General features: G+C 73.7%; 14 protein-coding genes. All 14 read right to left on the bottom strand.

Features of this window, described 5'->3' with window-relative positions; genetic code table 11:
• Positions 1-70 precede the first annotated feature (70 nt).
• The 14 genes from ACYVO2_RS09285 to pgsA all read right to left on the bottom strand — a co-directional run bounded on the left by ACYVO2_RS09285 (position 71) and on the right by pgsA (position 13082).
• Positions 71-643, bottom strand: a complete 573-nt coding sequence (locus tag ACYVO2_RS09285; RefSeq protein WP_461007156.1) for an adenine phosphoribosyltransferase — start codon at positions 641-643, stop codon at positions 71-73.
• Positions 644-653: 10 nt separating this feature from the next.
• Entirely contained in the window at positions 654-1823 is a 1170-nt protein-coding gene (gene secF / locus ACYVO2_RS09280) for a protein translocase subunit SecF (RefSeq protein WP_461007155.1), read from the bottom strand.
• 1 nt (position 1824) lies between these two features.
• Positions 1825-3561 carry a protein translocase subunit SecD gene (gene secD, locus ACYVO2_RS09275; RefSeq protein ID WP_461007154.1) on the bottom strand — a complete coding sequence of 579 codons (1737 nt, stop codon included), beginning with the start codon at positions 3559-3561 and terminating at the stop codon, positions 1825-1827.
• Between the two features lie 111 nt (positions 3562-3672).
• Positions 3673-4152: a preprotein translocase subunit YajC gene (gene yajC / locus ACYVO2_RS09270; RefSeq protein ID WP_461007153.1), complete on the bottom strand. Its 480-nt coding sequence runs from the start codon at positions 4150-4152 to the stop codon at positions 3673-3675.
• 218 nt (positions 4153-4370) lie between these two features.
• A complete protein-coding gene (gene ruvB / locus ACYVO2_RS09265; RefSeq protein WP_461007152.1) occupies positions 4371-5450 on the bottom strand; it encodes a Holliday junction branch migration DNA helicase RuvB in 1080 nt (359 codons plus the stop codon).
• Positions 5451-5596: 146 nt separating this feature from the next.
• Entirely contained in the window at positions 5597-6220 is a 624-nt protein-coding gene (gene ruvA, locus ACYVO2_RS09260; protein ID WP_461007151.1) for a Holliday junction branch migration protein RuvA, read from the bottom strand.
• Entirely contained in the window at positions 6217-6807 is a 591-nt protein-coding gene (gene ruvC, locus ACYVO2_RS09255; protein WP_461007150.1) for a crossover junction endodeoxyribonuclease RuvC, read from the bottom strand. Before ruvC ends, ruvA begins: the two co-directional genes overlap by 4 nt.
• 98 nt (positions 6808-6905) lie before the next feature.
• Positions 6906-7658, bottom strand: a complete 753-nt coding sequence (locus ACYVO2_RS09250) for a YebC/PmpR family DNA-binding transcriptional regulator (protein WP_461007149.1) — start codon at positions 7656-7658, stop codon at positions 6906-6908.
• 191 nt (positions 7659-7849) lie between these two features.
• Complete coding sequence (gene pdxT, locus ACYVO2_RS09245) at positions 7850-8461, bottom strand: pyridoxal 5'-phosphate synthase glutaminase subunit PdxT (RefSeq protein WP_461007148.1); 612 nt, start codon at positions 8459-8461, stop codon at positions 7850-7852.
• Positions 8462-8548: 87 nt separating this feature from the next.
• Positions 8549-9463, bottom strand: coding sequence for a pyridoxal 5'-phosphate synthase lyase subunit PdxS (pdxS, locus tag ACYVO2_RS09240; protein WP_461007147.1), 915 nt, complete (start codon positions 9461-9463; stop codon positions 8549-8551).
• A gap of 198 nt (positions 9464-9661) precedes the next feature.
• Entirely contained in the window at positions 9662-10195 is a 534-nt protein-coding gene (locus ACYVO2_RS09235) for a hypothetical protein (RefSeq protein ID WP_461007146.1), read from the bottom strand.
• A 75-nt stretch (positions 10196-10270) separates the two neighbouring features.
• On the bottom strand, positions 10271-11473 hold the full coding sequence (locus ACYVO2_RS09230) for a glycosyltransferase family 4 protein (protein ID WP_461007145.1): 1203 nt from the start codon (positions 11471-11473) through the stop codon (positions 10271-10273).
• The gene (locus ACYVO2_RS09225) at positions 11470-12423 is read right to left on the bottom strand and encodes a phosphatidylinositol mannoside acyltransferase (RefSeq protein WP_461007144.1); all 954 of its coding nucleotides are present in this window, start codon (positions 12421-12423) and stop codon (positions 11470-11472) included. The genes ACYVO2_RS09230 and ACYVO2_RS09225 overlap by 4 nt, the downstream gene beginning before the upstream one ends.
• On the bottom strand, positions 12420-13082 hold the full coding sequence (gene pgsA / locus ACYVO2_RS09220; protein ID WP_461007143.1) for a phosphatidylinositol phosphate synthase: 663 nt from the start codon (positions 13080-13082) through the stop codon (positions 12420-12422). Before pgsA ends, ACYVO2_RS09225 begins: the two co-directional genes overlap by 4 nt.
• Between the last annotated feature and the right edge of the window lie 379 nt (positions 13083-13461).

The following is a 13461-nucleotide window of genomic DNA, read 5'->3' as shown; positions in this document are numbered from 1 at the left end:
GGACGTCTGCGACGAAAGAGCAACGGGCACCCGGCAGGCGCCGGGTGCCCGTGTCCGTGACCGGCCGCGCTCAGACGGTGAGCAGCGCGTCCAGCGGAGCGCCGTCCAGGTCCTGCTCCAGGCGGGCGCGCCCGCCGAGGAAGCCCAGCTCCATCAGCACCGCCACCCCGGCGACCCGGGCGCCCGAGCGGCGGATCAGCTCCACGGACGCCCCCGCGGTGCCGCCGGTGGCCAGGACGTCGTCCACGACCAGGACGCGCTCCCCCGGCGCGAAGGCGTCGCGCCGCACCTCGATCTCGGCGGTGCCGTACTCCAGCGCGTAGGACTGGGCGTGGCACTCGCCCGGCAGCTTGCCCGCCTTGCGGACGGGCACGAAGCCGACCCCGGCCCGCAGCGCGACGGGGGCGCCGAGGATGAAGCCGCGCGCCTCCAGGCCCGCGACCTTGTCCGCGCGGTGGCGGACGGCGAGCGCCGCGAGGGCGTCCACCAGGGCGGTGAACGCCTCCGCGTCCGCGAGCAGCGGGGTGATGTCCTTGAACACCACGCCCGGCTGCGGGTAGTCCGGTACGTCCCGGATGCGGTCGGCCAGCAGCGCGGCCAGCCGCTCCGGGTCCTGCTCGGGGATCGTGACTGCCGTCGTCATCCCGGCCCCCCTAGCGCCGCTTGCCGGACGGGCGGCCGCGGCCCCTGCCCCGGCTGACCGGCTGCCTGCGCTGACCCGGCTGGGGCTGGGGGCCGACGCCCGCGCCCGCGCCCGCGGCCGACGGCTCGGCCTCCTCCGCACCGTCCTCCGCGTCCGCGTCCGCGGCCTCGCCGGCGTCCTCGGCCGCGGAGTCGCGGCCCTTGGCCCGGTCCGAGGCGCGGCGGGCGGCGACCCGCTTGGCCAGGTTCTTCATCTCCGGCTGCTGCTCCTTCAGCAGGGCGAGCAGCGGGGTGGCGATGAAGATCGACGAGTAGGCGCCGGCCGCGAGGCCGATGAACAGCGACAGCGCGATGTCGTTGAGCATGCCCGCGCCCAGCAGGCCGCCGCCGACGAACAGCAGCGCGGCGACCGGGAGCAGGGCCACCACGGAGGTGTTGATGGACCGCACCAGGGTCTGGTTCAGACCGTGGTTGGCCGCCTCCGAGTAGGTCAGGCGGCTCTGCGACGTGATCTTCTTGGTGTTCTCCTTGATGGTGTCGAACACCACCACGGTGTCGTAGAGCGAGTAGCCGAGGATGGTCAGCAGACCGATCACCGTGCCCGGCGTGACTTCGAAGCCCACCAGGGCGTAGACGCCGACGGTGATGGTGATGTCGTGGATCAGCGCCAGGAGCGCGGCGATCGCCATCCGCCACTCGAAGGCGATCGCGAGGTAGATCACCACTAGGACCAGGAAGATGCCCAGGCCCTGCCACGCCTTCCGGGAGATCTCCTCACCCCAGCTCGGGCCGATGACCTGGGCGTCCACGTCCTGCGGCCGGACGCCGAGGTCGGCGGCGAACTCCTTCTTCGCGCGGTCGGCCTCGGCGGTGTCCAGCTCGCTCATCTGCACGCGCAGCTTGCCGTTGCCGAGCTTCTGGACGATCGCGGTGTGGCCGCTGGCCTTCTCCCCCGCGACCCGCGCGTCCTCCTGCGAGATCGACTTGTCCGTCTTGGCGACCGTGAAGACCGCGCCGCCGGAGAACTCGATGCCCATCTTCAGGCCGGGCGTGAACAGCCCGATGACGGCGGCGATCGTGATCAGCAGCGACAGCGCGAACCAGCGCTTCTTCTTGCCGACGAAGTCGTAGGAGACCTCGCCTCGGTACATCCGCTCGCCGAGATTGCCGAGCCGGGACATCTCAGGCCTCCTTCACGGTGGTCACGGGACGGCGGCGGCCGCGGATCGGGGCGGGGGCGCCCAGACGCTTCGGATCGAGCCCGGACCACTTGTGCCCGTCGCCGTAGAACTTGGTCCGGGCGAGCAGGGTCATCAGCGGCTTGGTGAACAGGAAGACCACGAGCACGTCGAGCAGGGTGGTCAGGCCCAGGGTGAACGCGAAGCCCTGCACCTTGCCGACGGAGACGATGTACAGCACGGCGGCGGCCAGGAACGACACGAAGTCGGACACCAGGATGGTGCGCCGGGCGCGCGGCCAGGCCCGCTCCACCGAGGGGCGCAGCGAGCGTCCCTCGCGGATCTCGTCCCTGATGCGTTCGAAGTACACGATGAACGAGTCCGCGGTGATGCCGATCGCGACGATGGCGCCGCAGACGGCCGGCAGGTTCAGTGCGAACCCGATGGCGCGGCCGAGCAGCGTCATGATCGAGTAGGTGAGGACCGCGGAGGCCAGGAGGCTGAGCACCGACACCAGCGCCAGGCCCCGGTAGTACAGCAGCGAGTACAGGATGACCAGGGCCATGCCGATGCCGCCCGCGATCAGGCCGCCGCGGAGCTGGTCGCTGCCGAGCGCGGCGGAGACCTCGGTGACGTCCTCGGTGCGGAAGCTCAGCGGCAGGGCGCCGTAGGACAGGATGTTGGCCAGGTCCTTGGCCTCCTGCTGGCCGAAGCTGCCGCTGATCTCGGCCTGGCCGCCGGCGATGCTCTCGTTGACGGAGGGGGCGGAGACCACGTCGCCGTCGAGGACGATGGCGAACTGGTTGTTCGGCGCGCCCTGGCTGGCGAGCTTGCCGGTGACGTCGGCGAACTTCTTCGAGCCCTTGCCGTCGAAGTCCAGCGTGACCTTCCACTGGCCGCTCTGCTGGTCGAACACCGCCTTGGCGTCGTCGAGGTCGGTGCCGGCGACGGCGGCCGGGCCGAGCTGGAACCGGTAGTCCTTCATCTCGCCGGTGCCGCAGGCGGTGACGTTCTCCTCGGGCTTGCCGAGCGGCGGCTTCTTGCCGTCCTTGGCGCAGACGTCGGCGAGGGCGCCCTGCTGGGCGGGGTCCTGGGAGGGCGCGGACGGGCTCTGGGTGGCCTGCGGCGAGGAGCTGGAGCTCGCCGCGGGGCTCTCGTCGGCCTTCAGCGCGTCGGTGACGGCCCTGCCCTGCGTGGTGGAGCTGGAGCTGCCCGAGGGGGAGGCGCTCTGCCCGCCGTCGGTGCCGGAGGACTCCTTGGCGTCGGGCGACGACGAGGAGCTGGGCTTGCCGGAGTCGCTGGGCTTGTCCGAGGGCTTGCCCGACTCGGTGGCCGGCGGGGCGATCGGCTCCATGCTGATCACCGGGCGGAAGAACAGCCGGGCGGTCTTGCCGACCTGCTCCTTGGCCTGCTCCTCGTTGGTGCCCTTGGGGATGTTGACGATGATGTGCTTGTCCCCTTGGGTCTGCACCTCCGCCTCGGTGACCCCCACGCCGTTGACCCGCCGCTCGATGATGTTCACGGCGGTGTTCAGGTTCGTCTTGTTGATGGCGTTCTTCTGGCCCGGCTCGTTCTGCGCCGCCAGAGTGATGCTGGTGCCTCCCGCGAGGTCGATGCCCAGTCGCGGAGTCAGGTCACCGGAGGCGAACATCCCTCCCACCAGCGCGGCCATCATCAGCAGGATCACGACCAGGGCGGACCCCGGCCTCTGCTGGGAGCGGCCCTTCTTGGGTGCTGCCACCTTCTCGATTCTCCCTGTCCGAACCGCCCCGCGAGCGCTGCTCGCGGGGCGGCCACGAAGTCAATAGGTAGGACGTGCCCGCCGGACGCGTGGGCGGCCGGCCCGAACCCGTCAGGAGTCGGCGCGGCCCTCCTCGTCGCGCGCGGCGCCCTTCCCGACGTCCTTCCTCACGTTCGCACGAGGGGCCTCGCCCTCGGCGTCGTCCTCGCGGTCCTTGGACAGGTCCACGGCCTCGAGGCCGGCGGGGCTGTCCGGGACGGCCGGCAGTTCGTCCGCCAGGTCGTCACCCTCGAGGGACTCGTCGTCGCCCCCGCCGTTGACGATGCGGTCGTACTCCTCGTCCTCGAGGACGACGGCGATGGCGTTCTTGGCGAAGGTGGCATGGACGCCGGGGGAGAGTTCGACGACGACCGTGTCGTCGTTGACTTCCTTGACGGTGGCGTACAGGCCGCCGATGGTCCGGACCCCGGACCCGGGCTGCATCTGGTTGCGCATCTGGGCGGCTGCGCGCTGCTTGTTCTTTGCCGAACGCGTCAGCAGGAACATCGCACCGATGAGCACGAGGAACGGGAGGAGAGCGACGATATCCACGGTTTCAGGAAGTCCTTCACGGGGCCACCCGCGGCGGCCGGTCTGCGGGGATGTGGGGGGCCGTCCTGTCAGGGGCGGCGTCGGCGGAGTCTAAGCGAACCCGTCGTCATGGAACAACGCCAAGCATCGCATCCCAGTTCCGTGGGAGCGAGCCCGAAGCGCTGCGCCCGAGGGCCTGCGGCCTGGCGGCCGGAACACGCCCTTCCCCGCCCATGGTGTCACGGTCCGCCGAACAGTCCCTGCTGCGGCGCGGCGAGTCCCAGGTGGGCCCAGGCCGCGGGGGTGGCGATCCGGCCCCGCGGGGTGCGGGCCAGCAGCCCCTCGCGCACCAGGAACGGCTCGGCCACCTCCTCCACCGTCTCGCGCTCCTCCCCCACGGCCACCGCCAGCGTCGAGATCCCCACCGGTCCCCCGCCGAACAGCTTCAGCAGCGCCTCCAGCACGGCCCGGTCCAGCCGGTCCAGGCCGCGGGCGTCCACCTCGTACACGTCCAGCGCCCGCTGCGCCACCTCGCGGGTGATCACCCCGTCCGCCCTGACCTGCGCGAAGTCGCGGACCCTGCGCAGCAGCCGGTTGGCGATGCGGGGGGTGCCGCGGGAGCGCCCGGCGATCTCGGCGGCGCCCTCCGCCTCCAGCGGCACCTCCAGCAGCCGGGCCGAGCGGTGCAGGACGCGCTCCAGCTCACCGGGGGCGTAGAACTCCATGTGCGCGGTGAAGCCGAACCGGTCGCGCAGCGGCGGCGGCAGCAGACCGGCCCTGGTGGTGGCGCCGACCAGGGTGAACGGGGGCAGCTCCAGCGGGATGGCGGTGGCGCCCGGGCCCTTGCCGACGATCACGTCGACCCGGAAGTCCTCCATCGCCATGTACAGCATCTCCTCGGCGGGGCGCGACATGCGGTGGATCTCGTCGAGGAAGAGGACCTCGCCCTCGGCGAGCGAGGACAGGATCGCCGCCAGGTCGCCCGCGTGCTGGATCGCGGGTCCCGAGGTGATCCGGATCGGGGCGTTCATCTCCGCGGCGATGATCATGGAAAGGGTGGTCTTGCCGAGGCCGGGCGCGCCCGAGAGCAGCACGTGGTCGGCGGTGGCGCCGCGCTGCCTGGCCGCCCGCAGCACCAGGGACAACTGCTCGCGCACCCGCTCCTGGCCGACGAACTCCTCCAGGGTCTTGGGCCGCAGCGCGGCCTCCACCGCCTGGTCGTCCCCGTCGGCGGACGCGCCCACCAGGCGGCCGCCCTCCGCCTGCCGGTCGAGCGGCGGCTCGTGCGGGGGCTCGTGTGCGGTCTCGTCCCAGTTCATCGGCGCTCTCTCGCTCGGGTTGCACTCAACGGGCCGCTCACCGCAGGCCCGTCTCCGCGGCGGTCCGGTGCCGGGCGCCGCCGTCCAGGGGCATCCTGCCCGACGGGTGCGACAGCGGCGCGGAGCCCGCCGCCGCGGACGGGCCGTCAGCGGGCGCGGCCCAGGCCCCGCAGCGCGGAGCGCAGCAGCGCGGAGACGTCGGGCGCGCCGCCCCCGGCGACGGCGGCGTCCGCCTCGGGGGCCACGGCCTCCACCGCCTCGTCCGCCTGGCGGACGGCGTAGCCGAGGCCCACCAGGGCGGCGTGCAGTTGGTCGCGCCAGCCCGCCGCGGCCGGGCCGCCGGCCGCGGCGCGGGCCGCGCCCGCCGCCGGCTCACCCAGGCGGCCCTTCAGTTCGAGCAGCAGCCGCTGGGCGCCCTTCTTGCCGATGCCGGGCACGGCCACCAGCGCCTTCTCGTCGCCCGCGGCGAACGCCCGGCGCAGCCCGTCCGGCGAGTGCACGGCGAGCATGGCCTGCGCCAGCCGCGGCCCGACGCCGCTCGCGGTCTGGAGCAGCTCGAAGACCTGCCGCTCGTCGTCGTCGGCGAAGCCGTACAGGGTCAGCGAGTCCTCGCGCACCACCAGGGAGGTCGCGAGCCTGGCCTCCTCGCCCACCCGCAGCCCGGCGAGGGTGCCGGGGGTGCACTGCACGGCCATGCCGACGCCGCCGACCTCGACCACGGCGGTGTCGGGGCCGAGCGCGGCGACCCGCCCGCTGACGAAGGCGATCATGTGCCACTCCTGGGGGTTCCGGTACGGGGGGCCGGCCCGGCGGCGGGCCGGGCGGCCGGCCCGCGGGAGCCGGCGCGGGCCTGGGCGGCCACCGCGTCGGCGAGGCGGCCGGTGGCGGTGCCGCGCCAGATGTGGCAGATGGCCAGCGCCAGGGCGTCGGCGGCGTCGGCGGGCTTCGGCGGGGCGTCCAGCCGAAGCAGCCGGGTGACCATCGCGCCGACCTGCGCCTTGTCGGCGCGGCCGCTGCCGGTGACGGCGGCCTTGACCTCGCTGGGGGTGTGCAGGGCGACCGGCAGGCCGCGGCGGGCGGCGCACAGGATGGCCACGGCGCTGGCCTGGGCGGTGCCCATCACCGTGCGCACGTTGTGCTGGCTGAAGACCCGCTCCACGGCGACGGCCTGCGGCCGCTGCTCGTCCAGCCAGCGCTCCAGGCCCTGCTCGATCAGGACCAGGCGCTGCCCGATCTCCGCGTCCGCCGGGGTGCGCACCACTCCGACGGCGGCCATCCGCAGCGGGCGGCCGGGGGCGCCGTCCACGACGCCGATCCCGCACCGGGTGAGCCCCGGGTCCACTCCGAGCACCCGCACCGGCCCGCCCCCGATCTCGTCTCGTCACGGCCTGCCCGGCGAGCTGCCGCCCGGCCTGCCCGCAGGCTAGCGGCCGGGTCCGACAGCCGGGCCGCGCGTCAGGCGTCCAGCTTCTCCATGATCTCGTCCGGCACGTCGAAGTTCGCGAAGACGTTCTGCACGTCGTCGCTGTCCTCCAGCGCGTCGATCAGCTTGAAGATCTTCCGCGCGCCCTCCTCGTCCAACTGCACGTGCACGCTGGGCAGGAAGTTGGCCTCCGCCGAGTCGTAGTCGATCCCGGCGTCCTGGAGCGCGGTGCGCACCGCGACCAGGTCGGACGCCTCGCTGACTACCTCGAAGGACTCGCCGAGGTCGTTGACCTCCTCGGCGCCGGCGTCGAGCACCGCGGCCAGCACGTCGTCCTCGCCGAGCTCGCCCTTGGGCACGATCACCACGCCCTTGCGGGAGAACATGTAGGACACCGAGCCCGGGTCGGCCATGGAGCCGCCGTTGCGGGTCATCGCCACGCGCACGTCGGAGGCGGCGCGGTTGCGGTTGTCGGTGAGGCACTCGATGAGGACCGCCACGCCGTTCGGGCCGTAGCCCTCGTACATGATGGTCTGGTACTCGGCGCCGCCGGCCTCCAGGCCGGAGCCGCGCTTGACGGCGCGGTCGATGTTGTCGTTGGGCACCGAGCTCTTCTTCGCCTTCTGGATGGCGTCGTAGAGCGTCGGGTTGCCGGCGGGGTCACCTCCGCCGGTGCGGGCCGCGACCTCGATGTTCTTGATCAGCTTCGCGAAGAGCTTGCCGCGCTTGGCGTCGATCACGGCCTTCTTGTGCTTCGTCGTAGCCCATTTAGAGTGGCCGGACATCCCCGCCTGTCTCCTTCGCGTCACCTGTTGACTGCTGGAACGAGCCGATCCTACCGGGGGCGGCACCCCCTCCCGGCCCGCCGCCCCCGGCGGGGCCGCGGGCGCCTCGGCGGGGCGGGCGCACGGCCGATGTGCCGAAGCCGCGCGGCCCCGTGGCGGGGCGGCGCGGCTTCGGCGGGCGGGCGGACGCCTCAGAGCAGGTCGCGGACCATGTCCACGAACAGCCGGTGCACCCGGTGGTCACCGGTGAGCTCCGGGTGGAACGACGTGGCCAGCAGCCCGCCCTGGCGCACCGCCACGATCCGGCCCTCGGCCGGGCCGCCGTCCAGCCGGGCCAGCACCTCCACGTCCGCGCCCACGGACTCCACCCACGGGGCGCGGATGAACACGCCCTGGAGCGGCCCGTCCTCGATGCCCGTGAAGTGCACCCGCGCCTCGAAGGACTCGTTCTGCCGCCCAAAGGCGTTGCGGCGCACGATCATGTCGATGCCGCCGATGGTCTCCTGGTCCTCCCGCCCGTCCAGGATCTTGTCCGCGAGCATGATCATGCCCGCGCAGGAGCCGTAGACGGGCATCCCGGCCGCCACCCGCTCGCGCAGCGGAGCGAGCAGGCCGAACGCCAGCGCCAGGTTGGACATGGTCGTGGACTCGCCGCCGGGCACGACCAGGGCGTCCACCTCGGCCAGCTCGCCGGGGCGGCGGACCGGGCGGGCCAGCGCGTCGGCCTCGGCGAGGGCGATGGTGTGCTCGCGCACGTCGCCCTGGAGGGCGAGCACGCCGATGACGGGAGTGGAGGAGGACACGGGAGTGAGCGAACCTCTCGGCAGACGGCGGGGACGGGGCGGGGCGGGGCGGCGGGAGCGGGCGGAACGGCCGGAGCGGGCCGCGGGCTACCAGCCGCGGGAGGCGTAGCGCTGGGTCTCGGGCAGGTCGTCGCAGTTGATGCCGACCATGGCCTCGCCGAGCCCGCGGGAGACCTTGGCGATCACGTCGGGGTCGTCGTGGAAGGTGGTGGCCTTCACCACGGCCGCGGCGCGCTTGGCCGGGTCGCCGGACTTGAAGATGCCGGAGCCGACGAACACGCCCTCGGCGCCGAGCTGCATCATCAGCGCCGCGTCCGCCGGGGTGGCCACGCCGCCGGCGGAGAAGAGCACCACGGGCAGCTTCCCGAGCGTGGCGACCTCCTTGACCAGCTCGTACGGGGCGCGCAGCTCCTTGGCGGCGGCGAACAGCTCGATCTCGTCCAGCGTGGTGAGCCGCTTGATCTCCGCGCGGATCTGCCGCATGTGGCGGACCGCCTCCACCACGTTGCCGGTGCCGGCCTCGCCCTTGGAGCGGATCATCGCCGCGCCCTCGGAGATGCGGCGCAGGGCCTCGCCCAGGTTGGTGGCGCCGCAGACGAAGGGGGTGGTGAAGGCCCACTTGTCGGTGTGGTTGACCTCGTCGGCCGGGGTCAGCACCTCCGACTCGTCGATGTAGTCCACGCCGAGCGCCTGGAGGACCTGCGCCTCCACGAAGTGCCCGATCCGGGACTTGGCCATCACGGGGATGGACACGGCCTCGATGATGCCCTCGATCATGTCCGGGTCGGACATGCGGGCCACGCCGCCGTCCTTGCGGATGTCGGCGGGCACGCGCTCGAGCGCCATGACGGCGACGGCGCCGGCGTCCTCCGCGATCTTGGCCTGCTCCGGCGTGACGACGTCCATGATCACGCCACCCTTGAGCTGCTCGGCCATGCCGCGCTTGACCCGGGCGGTGCCGGTCTCGGGAGTGCCGGAGGGAACGGGGGACGCAGTGGACACGGTGTGACCTCACTCGAGAGAACGAAATCCGAAGGGGCGGACGGGAACCATCGTAGGCCTGTCGCTCAGATGATCGGACGCGCCGATCCGTCCAGGTGGGGAACGCCACCAGGACAGTTTTTCTTCCGCTTCCCCGCCGGCGGCCCGCCCCGGGCGGGCGGCCGGCGCCGGTCGCGCGGCACCGCGGGGCCCGCCGCCTCAGTCCCGGGACAGCGTCGCGGGCGGCTCGTCGTCCATCTCGAACGTCATCGGGAACGGCGCGTACCCGGCCAGCCGGAACCACCGCACCAGACGGTGCCGCCGCACCGCGCGCGCCGCGCGCACCGAGTCGTTGTGGAACCGCCGCGCCATGGTCGCCCGCCGCATCGCCGCGGCCAGCTCCCGGGTGGCCTCCTCGCCGCCGGGGACCGCGTGCAGCGCCTCGACCTGCTCCTCCTCGCCGAAGACCGCGCGCAGCGCCTGGCTCAGCTCGCTCTCGGCCACCTCGCGCTGCTCGTCGTCGGCCTGCCGGGCGGCCTGCGCCGCCTGGTACAGCACCAGCGAGGCCGCCGGGTCGAGCAGGCCCGAGGTCGCCAGCTCCTGCGCCACCGAGGCCCGCCGCAGCAACTGCGCGTCCAGCGCGGCCCGGGAGGCGTCTATCCGCGTGTGCAGCCGGTCCAGCCGGCCCGCCGTCCAGCTCAGGTACACACCGAAGGCGAGGACGGCGAGGACGATCAGGATCCAGGTGGTCACGGGCGGCCAGGCTACCCGGCGCGGGCCGGGCCGCCGCGCGCATGCCCCCGCGCCCGGTCACCCGCGCCCCCGCGCTCAGTCCCCCGCGCTCAGGTCCTTCGCGCCGCCCCGGCCGAACCGGGAGAACAGCCCCACCCGCTCGTCCTCGGCCACCGACGCCGCGCCCGCGGCCACCGTCTCGTACACCTCCAGGATGTCCCCGGCGACCGTGGGCCAGTCGTAGCGCCGCACATGGCGGCGGGCGGCCCGGCGCAGCTCGGCCAGCCTCGCCGGGTCGCCGAGCAGGCGCACCGTGGCCCGGGCCAGCGCCTCGGCGTCGCCCACGTCGAACAGCTCGCCCGCCGCTCCCCCGTCCAGCACCTGCCGGAACGCCTCCAGGTCGCTGGCCAGCACCGGCGCGCCCGCGGACATCGCCTCCACCAGGATGATCCCGAAGCTCTCCCCGCCGGTGTTCGGCGCCACGTACACATCCACGCTGCGCAGCAGCCGCGCCTTGTCCTCGTCGCTGATCATGCCGAGGAACTCCACCTGCCCGCGCACCCGCGGCGGCAGCGCCTCCACCGCCTCGCGCTCGTCCCCGCGCCCGGCCACCAGCAGCCGCACCCCGGGGCGGTGCTCGAGGATCCGCGGGAAAGCCTCCAGCAGCGTCGGCAGGCCCTTGCGCGGCTCGTCCAGGCGGCCGATGAAGCCGATCGTGCCGGGCCGCCCCTCCTGCGCGCCGCCCTGCCAGCGCGGCTCGGGCTCGGCGCCGGCGAAGAACGACACGTCCACCCCGTTGGGGATCACCACCGCGTCGCCGCCCAGGTGCTCGACCAGGGTGCGCCGCGCGTACTCGCTCACCGCGATCCGGGCGCTGATCTTCTCCATCGCGGGCTGGAGGATCGGGTACGCCGCGACCATCGCCCGCGAGCGGGGGCTGGACATGTGGAAGGTGGCCACGATCGGCCCCTGCGCCGCCCAGCACGCCAGCAGGCCGAGCGAGGGCGGCGCGGGCTCGTGGATGTGCAGCACGTCGAACCGGCCGTCGCGCAGCCAGCGCCGCACCCGGGCGGCGGCGACGAACCCGAAGTTCAGGCGGGCCACGGACCCGTTGTACGGGACGGGCACGGCGCGGCCGGCCGACACCACGTACGGCGGCAGCGCCCCGTCGTCCTCCGCCGAGGCCAGCACGGACACCTCGTGCCCGAGCCCGGTCACGTACTCGGCGAAGTCGCGGATGTGGAACTGCACGCCCCCGGGGATGTCCCACGAGTACGGGCAGACGATCCCGATCCTCACCTGGCCCCCCTGCCGTCCGCGCGCTCCGCCGCCCCCGCGGCCCGCTCCGCCGCGCCGCCGCCGCGGGCCCCGGGCAGGTCGGCCAGCCACAGCCGCTGGAGCATGTGCCAGTCCTGGGGGTGCTCGGCGATGCCCCGCGCGAACACGTCCGCCAGCGCCTGGGTCATCGCGGCGGCCTTCTCCGCGGTCGTGCCCCGCTCCGGCACGGGCACCGGTGGGTGCACCCTGCCCTCCAGGGTGTCGCCGTACCACAGGGTGACGGGCAGCAGCGGCGCCCCGGTCCGCAGGGCGAGCAGCGCGGGCCCGGCCGGCATCCGCGCCCTCTCGCCGAAGAAGGTGACCTCGACCCCGCTGCTGGACAGGTCCCGGTCGGCGACCAGGCACACCAGGCGGCCCGCGCGCAGCCGCTCCGCCATCACCTCGAACGCGCCCGCCGCCCCGCCGGAGTGGGCCAGCACCTCCATGCCGAGGCTCTCCCGGTAGGCGACGAAGCGGTCGAACAGCGACTCGGGCCGCAGCCGCTCGGCGACCGTGGTGAACGGGTAGCCGCGCTCGGCGATCCACGCCCCGGCCAGGTCCCAGTTGGCCAGGTGCGGCAGCGCCGCGATCACGCCGCGGCCCGCGGCCATGCCCTCGTCCACGTGGTGCACGCCCTCGATGGCGAGCGAGGCCCGCACCCGCTCCGGGCTCCACGTGGGCAGCCGGAACGCCTCCAGCCAGTACCGCAGGTAGGAGCGCATCCCGGCCCTGGAGAGCTCCCGCAGCGCCTCGGCGGAGGCGTCCGGCGCCACCCGGGCGAGGTTCGCCTCCAGGCGGGCCACGCTCCTGCCGCGCCGCCGCCAGGCGTAGTCGGCGATCGCGGTGAACAGCCGTCCGGCCACCGGCTCCGGCAGGCGCTTGACGAGCGTCCAGCCCAGCGCGTACCCGGTGTCCGCCAGCCGTTCCCTCACGCGGAACCGCCCTTGCCTGCGGCCTTGACGGCGTCCGCCTGCTGCGCCTCGCGGTACACCGCGTGCATCCGCTGCCACAGGGTGATCGCGCTGCCCACGGCCACCAGCCACAGGGCGATCGGGAGCAGCCACTCGATGTACGGCACACCGAACGTCTCGAAGCCGGCGAGCCCGGCCGCGACCAGGGAGATCACCAGCCGGTCCGCCCGCTCGACCAGGCCGGACACATCGCACTTGAGGCCCAGGCTCTCCGCGCGCGCCTTGGTGTAGGAGACCACCTGGCCGCTGCCGAGGCAGAACAGCGTCACCGCGGCGAGCAGCAGGTCGTCGCCCCGGCCCGCGTACCACATGGTGATGCCGCCGAAGATCGCCGCGTCACCGATCCGGTCCAGCGAGGAGTCGAGGAAGGCGCCCCAGCGGCTGGACCGCCCGGACTGGCGGGCCATGGTGCCGTCGACCAGGTCGGAGAAGATGAAGAGCGTGATCACCACGGTGCCCCAGAAGAACTCGCCTCTGGGGTAGAAGGCCAGTGCCCCCGCCACCACACCGGCGGTGCCGACCAGCGTGACCGCGTCCGCGGAGACGCCGGCACGCAGCAGCATCGACGCGAACGGTGTGAGGACACGCGTGAAGAACGCACGCGCGTACTTGTTGAGCATGACCTTCCCAGGTTTCGGCGGAAGCGGCGACACCCGGACGGGCGTCGGCGGGCCCATCGTAGCCAGGTCGCGCGACCACTCCTTCCGACGGCACCCGCCCCGGCGACCCGGGCCGGGCATACCCGCAGGCAGCCCGCCCGGACCGCCCCGCGGCACCCGTACGCCCTATGGACGGGTGGTGACGCTCGTGAAAAGCTCGAGAGACCCGCGGGCGTCGACGGAGCCGCCCCACGTCCCCGCCGCCTCATCCGCCGCCGGGAAAGGCCCTCCCCTGCCCCCTGGGCGGACGAGGAGACAGCAGGCGGGGTGACCGACGAGCGGACCCGTCGCGCGCGCGTTCCCATCCCTGCGAACATCACCTCGCGGTGAGCGGGGTGAG

The sequence above is a fragment of the Streptomyces capparidis genome (assembly GCF_054782095.1).
The sequence above is the reverse complement of the archived record's forward strand: the minus strand, read 5'-3'. Positions and strand labels throughout refer to the sequence as shown.

Coding starts and splice junctions, on each gene's coding strand:
- ACYVO2_RS09285 (WP_461007156.1), bottom strand. CDS start 643: ATGACGACGGCAGTCACGATCCCCGAGCAGGACCCGGAGCGGCTGGCC.
- secF (WP_461007155.1), bottom strand. CDS start 1,823: ATGTCCCGGCTCGGCAATCTCGGCGAGCGGATGTACCGAGGCGAGGTC.
- ruvB (WP_461007152.1), bottom strand. CDS start 5,450: ATGAACTGGGACGAGACCGCACACGAGCCCCCGCACGAGCCGCCGCTC.
- ruvA (WP_461007151.1), bottom strand. CDS start 6,220: ATGATCGCCTTCGTCAGCGGGCGGGTCGCCGCGCTCGGCCCCGACACC.
- ACYVO2_RS09250 (WP_461007149.1), bottom strand. CDS start 7,658: ATGTCCGGCCACTCTAAATGGGCTACGACGAAGCACAAGAAGGCCGTG.
- pgsA (WP_461007143.1), bottom strand. CDS start 13,082: ATGCTCAACAAGTACGCGCGTGCGTTCTTCACGCGTGTCCTCACACCG.